We start from the raw sequence: 18,061 nt of genomic DNA, 5'->3' as shown, positions 1-18,061 counted from the left end.
TAAATTTTAGGTTCGATCCCCCCTGCCCCCCTTGATAAGGGGGGTGCCGATAGGCGGGGGGATCTCCCCTTGATAAGGGGGGCATCTGATAATTTTTAACGCCTACCTACTTAGTTTCCATTTTAGGTGATTTTTTGGTAAACTACAAGGGAAGCTAGAAATTAGCAACGCCTTGAGAATTTTATTCTCTTAGTTATCAGTGCAGTTATTGACTCCAACGAACACTTATCGCTATGTCCAATACCCTCTACGAACAAGATTTTCAATTGTGGCTCGCAACAACAATTAATCACTTACAGAAGCGGGAATTTGCTGCGCTGGATACTGATAACTTAATTGAGGAGTTAACCGAGTTGGGAAAATCGGAAAAAAGAACTTTAGAAAGTAATTTGATGATTCTTTTGGCTCACTTGCTCAAATTAAAAGTACAGCACGACGCACCGCCATCAATGAAGGATAGCTGGTATTGTTCTATTATTGAGCATCGCCAGCGAATTGAGAAAAACTTACGCAATACTCCTTCTCTGAAATCCTATCTAGAAACTGCTATCCAGGAAGCCTATCTAGATGCTCGTCAAGTGGCAATTAAGGAAGGAAAACTTGCTCAATTTGGTGTTCGGATTCCCCCAGAAAATGATTATCCTCAAATTTGCCCTTTCTTGCCAGAGCAAATCTTAGACGAGAACTTCTATGGCAATTGACTCAGTTTGCCGAATAAGTAAGGCTCTGAGGGCAATCTTTCTCGCTTTCTTGCTTGGGTAGTCCGTGAATGTAATGATCGTGCTGATAGGACAAATCGGAAATTCCTGTATTCATCTGGCACTCTTCTAAGATTTGGTCAAACTCGTCCCAAAAATCATACTCTGGGGATCTGGATTCAAGCTGCTTTATGAGCATTGCGGCAATCCTATTTTGCTCTGATTCGGGGAGTTGTTTGACTTGAGCGATCGCCTCTTCTAATAGCTTTGTCATATCTTTGGAATTGTATAAAACCCTAATAAAGATTATCTCATCATCTCGTTCCCAGGTTCTACCTGGTAACGCTCTTTTCAGGTTCTACCTGAAGAATGCTTTTCAACAACAGTCTTATGGGATGAAAATTCGACCGACTCCCATATAGTTTTCTAGATCAAATAAAATCTCAATCAAGCGGGTAGCACATCTTTGCCGATAACTACTTTCATCAAAGCGATCAGGGTTTCCAATTGTCAGAATTGGCAGGGAAGCGGGTGTGTTTTCTTCACGTATGGTTTGTTCGAGCGAATCAATTCCTTTCATAAGTAGTCGTGCAAAATTAATTTCCTAGTCAAGATAGGCAAAAGGCAAGAGGCAGGAGGCAAGAGGTGGTTAGATATGTGTAATTAATTTTGCTTAGGTACTTATTTCGATTTGCTGTAATTAAAATCATCTGAGTGTTTTGAGCAAATTGCCAAACAACCCGATCACTACTATCCATCGGCAATCCAACATCCTGAAAGGTGAAGAAGCGGATGGGCAAAAGATCAAGCCATCCTTCTGCTGAGAGGGTTCCCCAGAATAAAACAACATCGCCCGTTAAGTTGTAGTCAATCAGGAAGTTCATGATTGAGATTCAATGCGTGCTTTCCACTCTTGAAGCTTCGCACGAATGGTTTCTTGACCAGGCTTAGGGGGCATCGCCGCAATCTTGGCAAATCGCTCACGATTTCGCTCTTCCCAGTATTGACGAATTTCTGTCGCTGTCTGCAAGCATTCTTGATACTCGGCTTCAACCTCAGTACAATGGGTCTCAATGTATGCTAGGGCTGAATCAATCTGTCTATCATTAAGACCAAGTTTTTCACGAATCAGCTTGGGGGGATACTGAGCCTTTAGGTAATCCATAACATCATAAAGGGTAATTCGCGTACCGGCGATTGTCAATCCACGCTCTGTACGAATAACAGCTGATTGCCCGTTGGATACCGGAACCATACTCATAACCTTCTAGAATTTCATTCTATAGCTTATTTTACAGCAAATTCAGTATAGGGTCGAATATGTTCGGGTTTAAAGGCAAGGACAATTTGCTCTTTAGGAATACCGGCGGCTAATAAATCAGTGGCAATACCGTCTTCGGTTCCGTCTCGTTGTATCCAGATTTTACCATTAATAATTTGTAAATGCAGTAAACAGCCATGGACTCTTTCTCGGTTATCCCAACCTTCTAAGAGAATTAGATAGTTATCAGAGTCTTTGTCAATAATGAGGAGGCGGTTTACCTCTCCAGTAGCATAGCGCAAGTTTGCATAATAACGGAGAGATTCAATAATAATTTTTCTCATTTTTTCTAACCTATACATCTTAAAATAACCTCTTCAATTTCGTCAAAAATTAATAATTTTAATCGTTTGTTGTCTAATAAAACTTGACCAATAGGATCTTCAAAAATATCGGCAAAAGCTTGTGCATCATCTCGTTCCCAGGTTCTACCTGAAGCATACATTAAGGCAGAACCTTGGTACAAGCAAGTTAAATTGATTTTATTTATCCATTTTTGCCTTGAGAAATTCTTCTAATTTCTTCATATCTTCTTGACTAGGAGTAAGGGTAAATCTAGTTACACCTGATTCGGTTCGCATTCTATCCATATAAATTCTTAAGGCTTCATCATCTTCTCGATGGGAGAGGACATATTTTCTTAATTCTGGGCGAGACATTTGGTAAAAATCAGGTTGATGATTCATCTTCAAACTCCACATTTCCGTTAGTTAATATGATAAAGCTAAGAGTTTCACCTGCTAGTATATAAATCTCCTTTCTTTTTTAATCATACCGAAATAGATGAATATCGGTATAGAAGTTAGACAGGGTTTGACACATTCTAATGCAAGTAAGCATCTGTTCGGGAGTGGGTATCATTATTGATGGCTTTTTCCTCCAATTTACGAGTTTATACCTGTAATAAGTATAGCATAATACTGGATTGAAACAGCTAATTTAGTGCCTTAGATTTAAGGGAATGCGAGCATCCTGCTCGCTAATTATTCAGGTAGTCTGCTCGCTAGATGTTATATACTAAGCCAGAGCCTTGGCACAAGCAATAACTGTTAACTGTTCACTGATAACTGTATCAGCCTTGACACAAGCAATGAATCAAATTTTTGGCTTCAAATAAACAAGTCGGTTTGTCCAATTCTGTTTGCTTTGTAGATCCCATAAAGCTAAAAGTGAACGAATTAAAAGACCAAAATTGCTGGGAGGAATCGAATGATAATCGATAAAAATAACGCCACTATGACTTTTTTGAGCTCCTCCCCATTCGCACAAAAGTGGGGGAATAGTGTTCTGGTCGTATGTTACTAGGGTTAACTGGGCTTCGGTTGCGGCTTTTAAAACGATTTCATCTGAATCAGCTAAATATCGACCTTCTTGCCAAGTGATTAGGGGAAAAATCAGGATTTCTGGACGTTTACGACTAATTTGTTCGGCAACCGTCGGAGAAATATGTTCATCTAATAAAAAAGATAGCATTTTAGCTATTCCCCACTCACCCACAGGGAATCAGGAGAAACCGTAATTGTTTCCAATTGGGGTAAAAGTCGTTTGAGTGTCGTTTCATTGAGGGTTTGAGCCTGGATGATCGCCTTTTCCACTTCTGACTGATAAGCTTCAGCATAGAGCAAAGCAGAGCGGACCCATTCGCAGGGACGATGAAAATGTGCCGCCGTTTTTTGTTCATCTAGCGCGTAACTTTGAGCAATTTGCATGACTTCCCAGAGAGCCAAACTGGAGTTTTTGAGATAGGGTTGTCGCCCCAAAGGAGACTGGCGAAATTCAATATAGGGGAACTCGCTTTCTCTGAGAGATTCCTCAATTAAAATTGCGCTGGTTTCACTAGGGGTTTTTCCTAATTGACGGGCTAACTGTTTAAGTCGTTCTGCTGTGCGATCGGGAAGTCGGGTACTAATAACTTGAGACATAAATTTTTCAACCTTAAATCACACTGTTTACATTGTAAATTGTCGATTTAGAAATATTCTATGCCAAGCCAGAGCCTTGGCACAAGCAATAAAACCCTAATAACGATTATCTCTTCATCTCGTTCCCAGGTTCTACCTGAAGAATAGTTTAAGGCTCTGCCTTAAATATTGTCTGTCAAGGCAGAGCCTTGGCACAAGCGACAATAAAAGACACACAAGCAAGCATTTTCGGTTATTGAGGATTTTTTCTTTTTGCGGGTTTTTGTTTGCTGGTAGGGAGTAAAGGAGCGGTTAATTTTTCGTAGAGTTCAAAGAGGTATTCAATACGGTTTAATTCACTGGTGAAAGGTTGGGGACGATAACACAAATCAACGGCTTTGTCAAGTTTTTGGTGAGCTTTGAGCAAGTCGGGAGGCATGGTTAAAGGATCGTATAAATCCGCAAGGCTACTATCAGGATATTTTACCCTAGTATCTAGCACAGCTTGAGCGCAGGTTTCGACGGTTTGTTTTTGTTTGTCGGTGATATTTTCTGGAAAGGGGTAGTTATTATAAACAATATCTTTTGAGTAACGATAATCGCTTTTTAATCTGCCACACACATATTTAACCCATGCCATGTGCATTGCTGAAGTAAGAATACCGAATAAATATAAATTTGCATTAGGAATTAATAAAACTTGATCATTACCAATCACATTTTTATTCATAAAACCTATTGGAATATATTTTCTTCTTTCAGATGAAACACGGGGAACAAGTAAATAATTAGTATCAGGTTGTGCTATTTGACAGAATAGAGTAGGTGTCGCCGCAAATTCACGAGTAGCAGCAGCTTTACTTTTTAATCTAAAATTTTTAACCCTATCTACTCTTTTGATGACTTCTGGTAATGTCTTTAATTCCCTGGGAGAAATATCAAGTAACCATAGACAATAGCGACTATAACCATTAATAAATTCTTGCGCTCCTGTATAAGGTCTAATCCATTTTTCTGCCTTCGGCTCTAATTTTAAAAATTCTTCTTTTTCCAGTTCTGTAAAAATAAAATTACCACCATCTCTTGGCATACTACCAAAACGCATTAATGGAACATTAGATAAAGGAAAACTTCGATTAGAAATAATGATGTCACTTCCATCAACTAAATAGGGATTAATATTATTCGACTGAACAACTAATGATTCACCTTGAATATCTTCATAATCAAAGAGGATTTTATTTGTTATATTAAAACTTGCAAAGCCAATAATTATACAGTGAACTGCCGCGTTTCCTTTGGCTTCATTACTCCATTTAAAAGTACGATGGGCAAAATGAATTTTTAACTGATATTTTTGAAAAAGAATATTCCAAAGTAAGGCAACTTGCTCACCTTGAGATATAGAATTTGTGGAAACAAAAGCAACCCTGATTCTATTGCCCTGAATTATTTGAGCAGCCTTAATATACCATGCACACACATAATCTAAAACGCCTATTCCTTTCTCACCGTCGAAAACATAAGCCATATCATTCCTTTGCTCATCGTTCATAATCATCGCACCAACAAAAGGAGGATTTCCTAAAATAAAATTGAGCTTTTCTTTTGAGATAACTTCCTCCCAATCAATCCGCAAGGCATTTCCATGAACAATCTTTGCCGCTTTCTTTAATGGTAAACGCACAAAATATTGACCAAAAGTATTACTAACTTTAATATTCATCTGATGATCAATTAACCACATCGCCACTTCTGCCACCCTCACTGCAAACTCATCGTATTCAATACCAGCAAACTGATTAACATCCACCTGAATAATGGTACTAATATCTGTTACTAACTGCCCCGTTTTATCTAATTTATCTAACTCCTGTAATACCAAAATCTCTAAATCGCGTAACTCCCGATAGGTAATAATTAAAAAGTTGCCACAACCACAGGCAGGATCGAGAAAATATAAATTAGCAATCTTTTTCTGAAATTCTAGTAATTTATTGCGATTGCCTTTAATCTTCTCAAATTCCCTGTGTAAATCATCTAAAAATAAGGGTTTAATCACCTTTTGAATGTTCTTCTCGGAGGTATAATGCGCCCCTAAATTACGTCGCTCTTTTGGATTCATTACCGCTTGAAACATAGAGCCAAAAATAGCAGGGGAAATTTTTCCCCAATCAAAAGCACAAGCTTCTAATAACATGACTCGCATCTTGTTATCAAAAGCCGCCATCGGTAATGACTCCTCAAATAACTTGCCATTTATGTAGGGAAATTGAGTTAAATTCTCATCGAGATTTTTTAATCTTTTTTCTTCTGGTTTATTCAAAACCTGAAAAATAGCATCAATGTGCATCGCCAAATCACTGCCATCTTCTTTGGTATGTAGGTCAATATATTCCCAGAAAATCCCCTTGTTAAAAATACCCGTATCATCGGCAAATAAACAAAATAATAAACGCACTAGATAAACTTCTAAATCATGCCCCATATAACCAATTTCTTTCAGGCAATCATGAAGTTTTCCCATTAACTCGGCAGCTTGGAGATTGACGGGATCTTCGTCTTTATAAACTCGCTTTTCGTAACCAGCAATAAAATCAAATAAATGAACATTATCAACAAAATTATTTAATTCAAATTCCCATTGATTACCCGAATCTAAATCATATAATTTAAACCGTTGAAAATCCGAGACTAAAATATAACGCGGTAACTCATGTTCCTTTAAATTGGGAAAATAATCCTTAGCTTGTTGTGTGGCTTTTTCTAAATCTTTACCCTTCGATTTATGCTCAACTAAAATCGTTCCTTTCCAGAGTAAATCAATAAAACCCTGTTTATTATCTGCTTTTTTGATCGGTTGCTCAAAACTGGCTACCCTACGCCGTGAAATGCCAAAGACATGAAAAAACTCATTCCAAAAAGATTGAGATTCTGCCTTTTCTGAAGTCTCTCCTTCCCACTCTTTTTGAAAAGCGATGGCGCGATTTTTAATTTCATTCCAACTTAAAGGCATGGTTTTAATTCCTTCCCTACCCCCCTAGGAGTCTGGGTAGGGATTTTAGCACATTCGATAATCTTGATTAAGGTCTCTGGTCTTGATTTTGGGGATAACTGGGGAATAGATCTCTGGGGAAATCCTCGGCACTTAAACAGGTTTGTAAAGCTTGGGAGGGGTTATTTTTGTCCACACCACGACTGACAGCGATAACGCATTGGGAAAAGCGACCGGGTAATAAACTTTGACGACAGGAATCTAAAACCTGTTTAGAAATCCCTAATTTATCGGGTTCCTTGGCTGTTTCTGTTTGTTTGAGGGAATTAGTGGCAAACAAGGGGGCAGCGCGATGGATATCGACTACACAGTGACCTAGGTCGATGGGACGACGCACTTGAAAACAAGCTTGCAGGGCCAGATTACCATCGATCGGGGTTTTGGATTTAATCATCACCACACACCGGGATAATTCTTTAGGAATTAATGCCTCTGAACAAGCGCTGGCGGCATCTTCGGGACTGACTCCCGTGCCGACAATCTGACTGATACAGGCACTAAATTGATTATTGTTGCCGAATGCGATCGCTGTTCGGTTCATTTCTACTAAGCCAAGGGAAATAGTAGCGATCGCACTCCAACTAGCAATTTTTTTAATATGGTTTTTCATCGTTTGCTCACACCGAAGATTTTAAGGCTAACTGGCCTTGATTTTAACAGATTCACGGGCAATGGGGGGGAGGAAATTATGAATTATGAATTATGAATTATGAATTATGAAGTGGGGGAATGGGGGAATGGGGGAATGGGGGAATGGGGAGAGGGAATTATGAATTATGAATTATGAATTATGAAGTGGGGAGATGGGGAGATGGGGGAATGGAGAGATGGGGGAATTCGACTAATACCCTAATACCCCAAAACCCCAAAACCCCAAAACCCTAACACCCAACCCCCAAAACCCAAGGGCCAAAATTAGTATTCTGGTACGGTGGAATCGACTTCGCGACTCCAGGCGCTGATACCACCTTTGACGTTAATTCCTTCGATACCTGCCTCTTTGAGGATAGCGAGGGCTTTAGCGGAACGTCCCCCCATCTTACAATGGGCGATAAGACGATAACCGTTGACTAATTCCTTAATTTTGGGAATTGCCGCACCATTTTCGATATCGGGTAGGGGAATTAATACCGAGTTGGGTATCTTAGCGATTTGGTACTCGTTGGGATTACGCACATCGATGAGAACGTAATCATTAGCATTGCTGTCAAGTAGGGTTTTTAACTCCACTACGGTCATTTCTGTCATTTTTTGCTGTTCTGCTGCTTCTTGTGCCTTCGCTTGCGGGATACCGCAGAATTGTTCGTAATCAATTAATTTTTCAATGACGGGACGGATGGGATTCGGACGCAATTTTAACTCGCGGAATTTCATTTCCCAAGCATTGTAAAGCAGTAAACGACCACTAAGGGTATCTGGAGCGCCGAGGATAATTTTAATGGCTTCTGTGGCTTGAATTGTGCCGATTACTCCGGGTAAAACCCCTAAAACGCCGCCTTCCGCACAGGAGGGAACCATCCCCGGTGGTGGCGGTTCGGGATAGAGATCGCGGTAGTTGGGACCGCCTTGGTAGTTAAAAACGGTTGCCTGTCCTTCAAAGCGGAAAATTGAGCCATAGACGTTGGGTTTGTCGAGAAGAACACAAGCATCATTAGTCAGATAACGGGTGGGGAAATTATCGGTCCCGTCGATAACTACATCATAGGGGGCTAAAATGTCAAGGGCATTTTCGGAACTTATGCGGGTTTCGTACAAATCCACCTGACAATAGGGGTTAATTTCCAGAATTCTGTCCTTAGCGGAAACAATTTTCGGTTTACCTACCCAAGAAGTGCCGTGAATAATTTGACGTTGCAGATTGGAACTATCGACGATATCAAAGTCAACAATACCGATTCTACCGATGCCAGCCGCCGCTAGATAGAGTAAAAGCGGGGAACCGAGTCCCCCGGTGCCGATGCAGAGAATACTGGCGGCTTTTAGTTTTTTTTGACCTTCTAAGCCCACTTCGGGCAGAATAATGTGTCGAGAGTAGCGTTGAACCTCCTCTTTGGAAAGTTCGATCGCCGCGAGATTAGGATTTAGCATAGATTGGGTAAATAGTGAAACCTGACTCGATTCGGGCAAGAATTTCGTCTCAGCACGGTTTAGAGACAAAAATCAGGAAGACTTGATCGCTTCCTGTTTTTTCAATTCTTTCTATGATTATGATAGTGTGAGGGTCTGGCTCCCTGTTGTTAATATTATTTAACTTTCCCCTGTTACTTGATCGCGATATTCACTAGCGGAGAGGGTATCAAGCAAGTCCGCATCGGGGTTTTCTACCCGCACTTTTAATAACCAACCCTCCCCGTGGGGATCATCGGCAATTAATTCGGGGGAGTCAATCATCGCTTGATTGCGATCGACTACGGTCCCCGATACGGGGGGAAAAAGATCTTCCACCGCTTTTACCGATTCAATCGTGCCGAAACTACTACCTACTTCCAGCACCTCTCCCAATTCGGGCAATTCTAGAAACACGATATCACCCAATTGATCGACAGCAAAAGCACTAATTCCCAAGGTAGCGATTTCACCTTCGAGTCTGACGTATTCGTGGGTTTCTAGGTATCTCAAATCCTCGGGATATTCCAGTTCCATCGTTTGTCTCTAAATATTTACAGCATCAGTTAGTTTACTAGATCTCTTGGGGAAAATGTTCATCGGGTGGGGATTTTTCATACTAAATCCTGTTTGAAAGGTATAGAGAGTGCGAAGTGGGAGTGGGTTTTTAAAGTTCTTGGGAGCATCAATTATGTTAAATCCCATCTTAGATCCTCGTGGTGGCGAACATCAAACCATAAGAGCCTTTTTTGAGCCAAAAACCATCGCTGTGGTGGGATTTAATCGCCAAAATCCCCAACTCGATCGCACTCTTTTACATAATCTCTATGATAATCCCGGTCAGCACCGCCTTTATCTAGTCAATCCTCACCCCGAAAACTGGCTCGATCTTCCCACCTATAGCAGTTTACCCGATGTCCCGGCAGCGATCGATCTGGTAATTATCACCGCCCCTGCCCCCGAAATTCCCGCTATTATCGCCCAATCTGTCGAAAAAAAGGTTAAATGCGCCCTGATTCTCTCCACTGGTTTTCGGGAAACTGGACAGATAGGGGAAAATTTACTTAGGGAAATTAAAGCGATCGCTGGTCAAAAATTACGCATCATCGGTCCCCATAGCTCAGGAATCTGCAATCTCAGCCAAAATCTTAACGCCACCTTTTCCCCCATCCTGCCGAAAACCGGTTCAATTGCCCTGATTAGTCAAAGTGGTGCGCTCGCTGCTGCCGTGCTTGATTGGAGTTTAAGCGAAAATGTCGGTTTTAGTCACTTCATCTCCCTCGGAGTCCTTTTAGATGTGGATTGGGGCGAATTACTCTATTATTTAGGAGACGATCCCCAAACCAAAAGCATCGTTATCTACTTGGAATCCCTGAATAATGCCCGCTCTTTTCTGTCCTCAGCCCGAGAAGTTGCCCTAAATAAACCAATTATCGCCATTAGTCGCCACAGTACCGACTTTGACCCCACTTCTCTTTCCCATGCTGGCAAATTAACCAGCGATCAGCTAACTCTCTCCGCTGTCTTTGCTCGCTGTGGCATCGTGGAAGTACAAAGACTGGCCGATCTCTTGAATATCACGCAAGTTTTAGCGAAAATTCCCCGATTTCCCCGGGGAAAACGCTTGACAATCATCAGCAATGGTTTTGCTCCCGCTCTTTTAGCGGCCTCGGCTTTACTGGCGGAAGATGGACAACTGGCAACCCTTACCCCGGCAACGATCGGAAAACTAGCGCCTCTTGTTCCTGCGGATATTGTCCCCCAAAATCCCATCGATCTGCGTCGCGGCAGCGATCCCGATAGCTACGCTCGCGCCCTAGAGATCGCTTTAGCGGATGCACATACCGACGCGGTGTTGATGATTCTCTCGCCTCGCTTTAACACCGATCTGCGAGAAATTGCCTGTAGAGTCGCTTTAATTGCTCAAAATAGCAAAAAACCCATTTTAGCAAGTTTGATGGGAGGGGAGGGCATTGCAGAGGGGTTAGCGCTATTAAATCAGCAGGGGATCCCCACCTATCGCTATCCCGATTCGGCGGCCCGGGTGTTTAATTTGCTCTGGAAATATGAAGAGAATCTGCACGGTCTTTATCAAACGCCAATTTTAGCCAATTCTCAGGAAAATAGCTCTGATCGAGTTTTAGTGAGTCAGATTATCGAGCAAGTAGGGGATAGAACAATTCTCAGTGAGCCAGAGTCTTTAGCTATACTGAAAGCTTATGGAATCCCTGTTATTGTCACTGAAATTGCTGAAAGTGCCGCAGAAGCAGTTAATCTCGCCGAATCTCTCGGTTATCCCGTGGTGATGAAACTGCATTCCCAGACGATTATCCATAAAAGTGCGGTGGGTGGGGTACAATTGCCGCTTTTTTCCCCTAGGGCAGTGGTACAAGCATATCAGGCGATCAAAGCTAATGTTAGCGCACAAGTGGGTGGGGAGCATTTTCTCGGGGTGATTATTCAACCGATGTTAGAAATTGATCGAGGATATGAGTTAATTATCGGCTCTAATTACGATGATCAGTGCGGACCGGTGATAATTTTCGGCACTGGTGGTCGTTTAGTCGATATTTTTCAAGATTACGCCACCGCTCTACCTCCTTTAAATACTAATCTCGCTCGCCGACTTTTAGAAAAAACCAAGATTTATCGGGCTTTTCAGGGACTAAATGGGCTTAAATCGCTTAATTTAGCGAATTTGGAGCAAATAATCGTGAGATTTAGTCACCTGGTTAGTGAACAACCTCGCATTAAAACTATCGATATTAATCCCTTTTTTGCCGATTCAGAGCAATTGCTCGCCCTTTCTGCTTCTATCCTTCTTCATCCTCCAACTACTCCCCCAGAAAAGTTATCTCATCCGGCGATTCGTCCCTATCCCGAAAATTATATAGAACCTTGGACGACGAAAAAAGGCTTAAAAGTGCTAATTCGTCCGATTCGGGCAGCAGATGAGCCTTCAGTGCGACAATTTCACCATTATCTCTCGGAAGAAACCATTTATTATCGTTATTTTCACCTTGTCAATCTCGATCGCCAAACCGCTTATGATCGTCTTACCCGCATTTGTTTTATCGACTACGATCGAGTCATGAGCTTAGTGGTGGAGATTAATAACAATCAGACGGAAGAGCGAGAAATTATCGCTATAGGACGCTTAAATAAACTGCACGGCGTTAATGTGGCGGAATTTGACCTATTAGTTAGGGATGACTATCAAGGTCAAGGTATTGGTACTGAGCTACTACAGCGTTTAGTTAATATTGGCAAAAAGGAAGGATTAGAGGGAATCGAAGGGGAAATTTTAAGGGATAACCGCGCTATGCAGATGATAGCGGCTAAAGTGGGGTTTTCTCTCTATAAAACTGCCGATTTTGTCAAAGCTGAACTGAATTTATGAAGTCTTTTGGAATAACTGTTCAGGGGGGGATGTCATACTATTAGGGGTCGAGAAGGTCGTCACCGACCTCCCCTCCCATTCAGAACCGTGCATGAGACTTTCACCTCACACGGCTCCTAGTTTGATTGTTCCTTTGTTAAGGATACAGCTTGACTTCTTTTGGTTGTCCTTGTATTGTCTATATTAACCTCTGATGATGTTAATGTAGATGATTTAAGGCTTCCATCAGTTGCTGATTTATCATCGTGACAGTGGCGGTGTAGTAATTGAAGGTTTTAATATTCATCCTTTCCGCCTAAGCTTAGAGGGTGAATGTGGTCAACTTCAATTAAGTCCGATGAGGTGAAATACTGCCCACATCGGCTACACTTGCCTTGTTGCTTCTTAAGTAGTTTAGCTACTCTCGTAGGTGTGTCAATTGCTTGTCCTCGTCTGGTCGCCCAGTAAGTCCAATGGCTCTTCTAGGTTCTGTGTGATAAGTTTAACTTACATTATGATCGATCTTTGTGTCCTCTGTGTCTTTGTGGTTTCTTCCACTCCCTCGTCAGCAGGACTGTATCTTAGAATACATTTTACCCACCAAATCCAAGAGAGCCGTCCAATTTCCGTCGTAAGGTGAAGCGTCGGGGCGTACTAGGGTATGTCTGACAATTGGTGTCCAATTATGTTTCCATAATTGATAACCATCTTTGGTTTTAAATAACCAAGATTCGTGTCTTTCTTTCCCATTACTGAGTTTAACTGTACCCGGTCTAAAATAATTTCTCAGCTTTTTGTAGTTCGCTTTACCGCATCTTGATACTGTCCATGCCCTTAACATTAACCAGATTGTGTAGTCTAGTTTATTGAAGGTATCTTTAGATACTGCTCCTGAGTAGTAGTTAGCCCAACCTCTAATGATTGGGTTTAATTGTCTAATCAGGGCTGATTGAGGTGCTGTTTTGTGTTTTTTGATTACACCTTTAATCGCTTCTGTGTGGGCTTTAACTGCTTTTTGGCTAGGTTTAATGTGGGTTAGGAATGTTTTAGGTATTCCTTTCGTTATTTTACCTGCTTTGTATTTTCCTGCTGGGTATTGCCTGATATTGAATCCTAGAAAGTCAAAACCGGGTTCTTCCGTTTTCCCATTATATTCAATGGGTTTGATTGTATGACACACTCTGGTTTTTTCTGGTTTGATACTAAATCCGTTGAGTACAGGCTAGTTATGGGGAGAGGCACTCATGCAAGAGGCAAAAGGCAAAGGGGAATAAATAATCAGTTTTTAATAACCAGATTTAGTAAGTACCTAAGCAAAATTAATTACACATATCTAACCCCCTCTTGCCTTTTGCCTCTTGCCTTTTGCCTATCTTTACTAGGAAATTAATTTTGCACGACTACTTATAATACCTTTAGATAAAGGATTTCTCGGCTGGTGAGAGAGAGTCTATCTTTCTCTAAAAAAATGGAGAATCACGTTGGGGAACCCTTTGGTATTTTATCCATGACTACAATGCACAGGAAAGGATTAAGCTGCCATCACTACTACCGAATCACCGCCCGGATTCTCTCAATTTTTTAGGAGCGTGTCAACCGTTATACTCCGGGAGGATGGGCAACTGTGACATAATTCGGGACTAGGTACGGTAAGAGTCGCTAGTGAACCCCGTTAACCTTCGAGACTTCCTTGCTAGACACCATTTCCACCCTATCCCCAAAACTAACAGCGATCGAATCCACAGGAAATCCTCTCCCGAAAGTTGCTACTTGTTCCTCCACCTGTCGTTACTGTCGGTTTTATAAGTTTCAGGGGAGAGGAAATGGCTATTGTCAACGCTTGGGAGTCCCTGTTCACAGTCATTGGCGCGCCTGTCCTTTAAATTGTCCACCTTTCGCCCCTTCCTGGGAAAGATCGGAAAATGGGCAATTTTAAGTAGTTGTCTGGATTTTACCACCTGTATCGAGCAATTTTTCCCCATCCCGCTCCCTGCGAGGATGGGGTTTTAATCGAAACCGATGCTTTCCACTCCACCGCTATCGGGACTGGTGGCAACAAAATAGAGAATTCCTGATCCGAGACAAGCGATCGCTATACTAAAGCAAATAATCCAGACTTGAGCAGGTTCGTAGCTATTATTATCGATCGCTCGCCGGATGAGAAAATACCGGCGCGTGGCGATGACAACGGTTAATAATCCCACCATAGCGAAGACAAAACCCAACAACCAACCTAGTCCTAGAGATAACAAAGATGCCGTCCGTAAACGCAAAATGACCAGACCAAAACCCATCAAAGCGATCGAGGCGCGCATCCAAGACAGATAGGTGCGTTCGTTGGCCGAATGATCTCGCCAGTAATCAGGGTTAAATTTCTGCTTTGTCTTTCGGGATTTAAACAGCATAGAGGAGTTCCTCGCCATGAAGTTCAATAAAATCAAGTATTCTTTCTTCTGGTTTTAATAAATTGTTTTTATCATCTAGTTTTTCGCTTATCTTTAACCAATTCAAGGGACTTAAGCAGATTATCATCCATAAATAGGGGGAGTTTACCGTCCCATCTTTCGATCGCTTTGTTCTGTAAAACTTCTGGACTTAAGGAATCTTGGAGAATGCGATGAGCTGCCGCCTCTCCTTTAGCCAGATTGATTTTTACTTCCGATTCTTTCAAGGCTTTCAGCACCATAAAACCGGCTTTTTTGGCCTCCTGTTCGGCAATTTGTTTGGCTTCCACCGCCTCGGTAAAGCGATCGGAAAAGTTGACATGAACCAAAGAAATATCATCGACACCGATATGATAATTTTTCAGTCTTTCACTCAAACGAATATCCACTTCTCCTTTGACTTCTTCCCGTTTAGTAATTAATTCTTCGGCGGTATATTTAGCCATAACTTCCTTGAGAATTTCCTCCACTGCTGGATCGATCACTCGTTCAATGACAGCCGCTTCATCGCCAATTTGTTGAAAAATATTATTAACTTCTGATGCTAAAATATGCCAATTCAGGGCCACATCTGTAAATACTTCCTGTAGGTCTTTGGAGGAAGCTTCGGCCGCTATCTGTTGTTTTTGGATTCTCACACTTAGTTTTTTTACCGTGTTAACAACGGGAATAATCCCATGAATGCCCTCATTAAGTATTTTCTCCTGTACTTGACCGAAGACCATTAAGACTCCCCTAAATTTCGGCGGCTTTCTTCTTTGAGTTGGTGGCTCCAGGCATTGAACCGGCGAACACCGAATACTGTTGCGACTAGCGTACCGAGAAAAATCGCCAAACGTTCCCAAATCGAGAGAGAGTGATAGAGATAATTCGGCATCTGGAATTCGAGCGGTGCGGAGATGAGAGAGGACATACCTTGTCCTGGAGCATTGACGATAACTTTGGCTTGATGGATGGTGAGCCGATCGGCGGTTGGTTGTGGATAGCTGATCTCGTATTCTCGGAGCGCGGTCAGGAACTCTCGTAATCCTTGGCTCACTTCTTCAGCTGAACGCGGGAATCGGGCAATTCCGCCGGTCTCTTTAGCAATCGCTGTCAATCGAGATCGATCGACGATAAACTCGCGGATATCTTCTCCCCAAGGAAGCTGACAGTAGGTAAGGAGAGTATCCACCGTGAGAGGGCGGCTGTGTAGCTCCTGGGCGCATTGGGCGCGGGCGCGGAGTCGGGTTAGGGATTCGCCGTATCCCATCGTGTGGACGGTGACGTGAGGGGAAAGAGCCAGCAGATCTCGCGTGGACTGAAAGCGTTGTTCTTCCTTGTTTCGATCGGGATCGGCATCGAATCCATCGGTAAATAGGATCACGCCGAGACGGGGAGGCGGACCCCAAGAATTTTGCTGAAAACGTTCAGAAGTGGTCAGAAATTTGACCGCTTCATCGAGGGGTTGATAGAGATTGGTGGAGGCACAGACATCAACATGGGCTAACTCGGAAAGTCGAGTTTTGGTTGTTTTGTAGGGATAGGCTTCTAGATACTTTTGAATTACTGCCTGATTGACTGGATAGCTATGGGCGCAACCTTCCCCACCTTCCCCGAAGGGAACTAGGGCAATTTCTACGGGAAGCTTTTCAGTTTCGATCGTGGTAATAAATTTTTGGATTCCCTTGATCGCTCCCTGGAGTTTGACTTGTTGGGATTCATCCCGATTATTCATACTGCCGCTCATATCTAGCAAAATCACTAAATAGGCGGGATCGGGTTTGACTTGATCGGGTGGGGTTATAGTAATTTTCGGGAGAGTTAGGGGAGTCAATCGATATTTAAATTCGGTTTGATTGGCCGCCGTGGTGAGGACGGTAAAGTTATTCGCTTGTAATCCGGGTACGAGCAGGTCACGATGGTCGCGAACTTGTACTTTTAAAGTCACTCGATCGTGGTCGGTAATGGCGCGGAGAATCTTGACGGAATTCGCTCGGACGGAAGCAGAATCGAAGAAAGTGAACGCGAGGATCGATAGGGGAAAAAGCAGAAGGTTTCTACCAGCTTTTTTAGTTGTCCGGATCGAGAAAGCGATCGCAAAAAATAAATCGGTAATAGCGAGTATTCGTGTTTTCATGATAGAAAGTCAACATTTGATTGTGATATAAGGTTTCCGTGGCATTTTCCGATAACATTCTTCTTTGTATTTGTACTTTATTCTCGACGGGGGTGCTAAGTCTCCATTGTTTTCTCTCTAAACTGAGCTTGGCGGCTATTGCAGGTACATCTGGCAAAAATATATCAGCATCTTCCGCAGAACCGATCTGTAAAGATTGGGAAGTATGGCGAGGTAGCTGGATAGATAATCCTTCTTCAATTTGGGTTTGCTCGAAATTGACAATTCTTAAACAGCGATCGTTAATTTTGGGATAGTTTCCCGATTGGTTATCTTTTCGGGCGCGTCCGAATCCTCTACCGGCTCTCAGTGCGACTTGATAGGTGGGGGTTGTGGAAATGGCGAGCGCCATCCCTAAACCAGCACCGAAAAGGGTGAATCCTAACAGATCTTCATAACCGCCAAGGGGGATTATTGTTCGGAGAAATTCGATCGCTAGGGCGGCAATTAAACCGGCAAGTAATCCGAAAAGGGCAGATTTTATCGGTCGCTCAAAGGTGTTACTTTTCGCACCCTCGGTACTCAGCGATCGCCAAGATAATCCCTCGGCTACACCGGCCCCTAAACCGATTAAACTCCAGCCCACTATGCGAACACTTGCCGGGGGGAATTTTCCCTGGTAAATAATCACAGTTAGCACTGCGGCGATCGCTCCAGCGATTAAACCAGTTTTTAGGGCGATTTTGAGATAACTATTGCGGATTCTTCGATTCGCTTTGTAGTGAATCGGATTACTCAGATAAATGGTCGTTAGGACAAGGGTGACACTTAAACAGATAGTGACGATCGGGAAGAGAATAAACTCGACGTAAAAAGGGAAAGTGCTTCCAGTAATTGTCTTCGATGCGAATTTAAAGAGGTCTAAGATCACTAAGCTCAAGTTCCAGCCGATCAGCGCTGAAATAATGCCCCCCAACAGATAAAAAACAAGTCTCATTTTTTCAATACTCCCTTCCTGATCCAGTTAAACGTTTAGAGACAAAGTATTCCTAGTATTGA

Annotated in this window: 19 protein-coding genes and 4 pseudogenes; 4 read left to right on the top strand and 19 right to left on the bottom strand. The window is 42.4% G+C overall.

All coding sequences use genetic code 11. The annotated features are described in order from the left end of the window. Window positions 1-233 precede the first annotated feature (233 nt). Complete coding sequence (locus ACE3JL_RS19220; RefSeq protein WP_194032780.1) at window positions 234-701, top strand: DUF29 domain-containing protein; 468 nt, start codon at window positions 234-236, stop codon at window positions 699-701. A 1-nt stretch (window position 702) separates the two neighbouring features. Here the strand turns inward: ACE3JL_RS19220 and ACE3JL_RS19215 are convergent, their stop codons facing one another. The 13 genes and pseudogenes from ACE3JL_RS19215 to gcvH all read right to left on the bottom strand — a co-directional run bounded on the left by ACE3JL_RS19215 (window position 703) and on the right by gcvH (window position 9,618). After that, window positions 703-972, bottom strand: coding sequence for a hypothetical protein (locus ACE3JL_RS19215; RefSeq protein WP_375328157.1), 270 nt, complete (start codon window positions 970-972; stop codon window positions 703-705). A 114-nt stretch (window positions 973-1,086) separates the two neighbouring features. Further along, window positions 1,087-1,582 (bottom strand): annotated as a pseudogene (locus ACE3JL_RS19210) (DUF5615 family PIN-like protein). Beyond that, entirely contained in the window at window positions 1,579-1,953 is a 375-nt protein-coding gene (locus ACE3JL_RS19205) for a DUF433 domain-containing protein (RefSeq protein ID WP_193956913.1), read from the bottom strand. The pseudogene ACE3JL_RS19210 and the gene ACE3JL_RS19205 overlap by 4 nt, the downstream one beginning before the upstream one ends. Window positions 1,954-1,985: 32 nt before the next feature. Then, window positions 1,986-2,321, bottom strand: coding sequence for a XisI protein (locus ACE3JL_RS19200; protein ID WP_375328156.1), 336 nt, complete (start codon window positions 2,319-2,321; stop codon window positions 1,986-1,988). Continuing rightward, window positions 2,309-2,485, bottom strand: coding sequence for a hypothetical protein (locus ACE3JL_RS19195; RefSeq protein WP_375328155.1), 177 nt, complete (start codon window positions 2,483-2,485; stop codon window positions 2,309-2,311). Before ACE3JL_RS19195 ends, ACE3JL_RS19200 begins: the two co-directional genes overlap by 13 nt. A gap of 16 nt (window positions 2,486-2,501) precedes the next feature. Further along, window positions 2,502-2,705 carry a DUF6887 family protein gene (locus ACE3JL_RS19190; protein ID WP_002758886.1) on the bottom strand — a complete coding sequence of 68 codons (204 nt, stop codon included), beginning with the start codon at window positions 2,703-2,705 and terminating at the stop codon, window positions 2,502-2,504. 79 nt (window positions 2,706-2,784) lie between these two features. Beyond that, window positions 2,785-2,880, bottom strand: a complete 96-nt coding sequence (locus ACE3JL_RS19185) for a DUF6888 family protein (RefSeq protein WP_373276118.1) — start codon at window positions 2,878-2,880, stop codon at window positions 2,785-2,787. Window positions 2,881-3,114: 234 nt separating this feature from the next. After that, window positions 3,115-3,492 carry a DUF5615 family PIN-like protein gene (locus ACE3JL_RS19180; protein ID WP_375328154.1) on the bottom strand — a complete coding sequence of 126 codons (378 nt, stop codon included), beginning with the start codon at window positions 3,490-3,492 and terminating at the stop codon, window positions 3,115-3,117. Window positions 3,493-3,497: 5 nt separating this feature from the next. Further along, window positions 3,498-3,941 (bottom strand): transcriptional regulator, encoded by a 444-nt coding sequence (locus ACE3JL_RS19175; protein WP_375328153.1) that lies wholly within the window; start codon window positions 3,939-3,941, stop codon window positions 3,498-3,500. 232 nt (window positions 3,942-4,173) lie between these two features. Then, window positions 4,174-6,936 carry a class I SAM-dependent DNA methyltransferase gene (locus ACE3JL_RS19170; RefSeq protein ID WP_375328152.1) on the bottom strand — a complete coding sequence of 921 codons (2,763 nt, stop codon included), beginning with the start codon at window positions 6,934-6,936 and terminating at the stop codon, window positions 4,174-4,176. 67 nt (window positions 6,937-7,003) lie between these two features. Then, window positions 7,004-7,585, bottom strand: coding sequence for a hypothetical protein (locus ACE3JL_RS19165; protein ID WP_375328151.1), 582 nt, complete (start codon window positions 7,583-7,585; stop codon window positions 7,004-7,006). Window positions 7,586-7,890: 305 nt separating this feature from the next. After that, window positions 7,891-9,063, bottom strand: coding sequence for a molybdopterin-synthase adenylyltransferase MoeB (gene moeB / locus ACE3JL_RS19160; RefSeq protein ID WP_375328150.1), 1,173 nt, complete (start codon window positions 9,061-9,063; stop codon window positions 7,891-7,893). A gap of 159 nt (window positions 9,064-9,222) precedes the next feature. Then, window positions 9,223-9,618, bottom strand: a complete 396-nt coding sequence (gene gcvH / locus ACE3JL_RS19155) for a glycine cleavage system protein GcvH (RefSeq protein WP_271992494.1) — start codon at window positions 9,616-9,618, stop codon at window positions 9,223-9,225. A 154-nt stretch (window positions 9,619-9,772) separates the two neighbouring features. Here gcvH and ACE3JL_RS19150 point away from each other — a divergent pair, with 154 nt between their 5' ends. After that, entirely contained in the window at window positions 9,773-12,481 is a 2,709-nt protein-coding gene (locus ACE3JL_RS19150; RefSeq protein ID WP_375328149.1) for a GNAT family N-acetyltransferase, read from the top strand. A gap of 116 nt (window positions 12,482-12,597) precedes the next feature. On the opposite strand, the pseudogene ACE3JL_RS19145 reads toward ACE3JL_RS19150, so the two are convergent. After that, a pseudogene (locus ACE3JL_RS19145) lies at window positions 12,598-12,933 on the bottom strand (HNH endonuclease); the annotation flags it as partial. 149 nt (window positions 12,934-13,082) lie between these two features. Then, window positions 13,083-13,670, bottom strand: a pseudogene (locus tag ACE3JL_RS19140) (group II intron maturase-specific domain-containing protein); the annotation flags it as partial. A 213-nt stretch (window positions 13,671-13,883) separates the two neighbouring features. Here ACE3JL_RS19140 and ACE3JL_RS19135 point away from each other — a divergent pair. Next, window positions 13,884-13,981: pseudogene (locus ACE3JL_RS19135) on the top strand (IS1 family transposase); the annotation flags it as partial. A gap of 169 nt (window positions 13,982-14,150) precedes the next feature. Next, entirely contained in the window at window positions 14,151-14,396 is a 246-nt protein-coding gene (locus tag ACE3JL_RS19130; protein ID WP_271992847.1) for a hypothetical protein, read from the top strand. A 70-nt stretch (window positions 14,397-14,466) separates the two neighbouring features. Here the strand turns inward: ACE3JL_RS19130 and ACE3JL_RS19125 are convergent, their stop codons facing one another. The 4 genes from ACE3JL_RS19125 to ACE3JL_RS19110 form a co-directional block, all read right to left on the bottom strand. After that, window positions 14,467-14,865, bottom strand: a complete 399-nt coding sequence (locus tag ACE3JL_RS19125) for a YidH family protein (protein WP_271992846.1) — start codon at window positions 14,863-14,865, stop codon at window positions 14,467-14,469. A gap of 71 nt (window positions 14,866-14,936) precedes the next feature. Beyond that, window positions 14,937-15,680, bottom strand: coding sequence for a prohibitin family protein (locus ACE3JL_RS19120; protein WP_375329631.1), 744 nt, complete (start codon window positions 15,678-15,680; stop codon window positions 14,937-14,939). After that, a complete protein-coding gene (locus ACE3JL_RS19115; protein ID WP_375328148.1) occupies window positions 15,629-17,023 on the bottom strand; it encodes a vWA domain-containing protein in 1,395 nt (464 codons plus the stop codon). Before ACE3JL_RS19115 ends, ACE3JL_RS19120 begins: the two co-directional genes overlap by 52 nt. Further along, complete coding sequence (locus ACE3JL_RS19110) at window positions 16,956-17,999, bottom strand: hypothetical protein (RefSeq protein WP_375328147.1); 1,044 nt, start codon at window positions 17,997-17,999, stop codon at window positions 16,956-16,958. Before ACE3JL_RS19110 ends, ACE3JL_RS19115 begins: the two co-directional genes overlap by 68 nt. Window positions 18,000-18,061: the final 62 nt, after the last annotated feature.

Source organism: Microcystis sp. BLCC-F210, assembly GCF_042134685.1.
Lineage (GTDB): Bacteria > Cyanobacteriota > Cyanobacteriia > Cyanobacteriales > Microcystaceae > Microcystis > Microcystis aeruginosa_D.
This window is presented reverse-complemented; position numbering and strand designations above follow the sequence as displayed.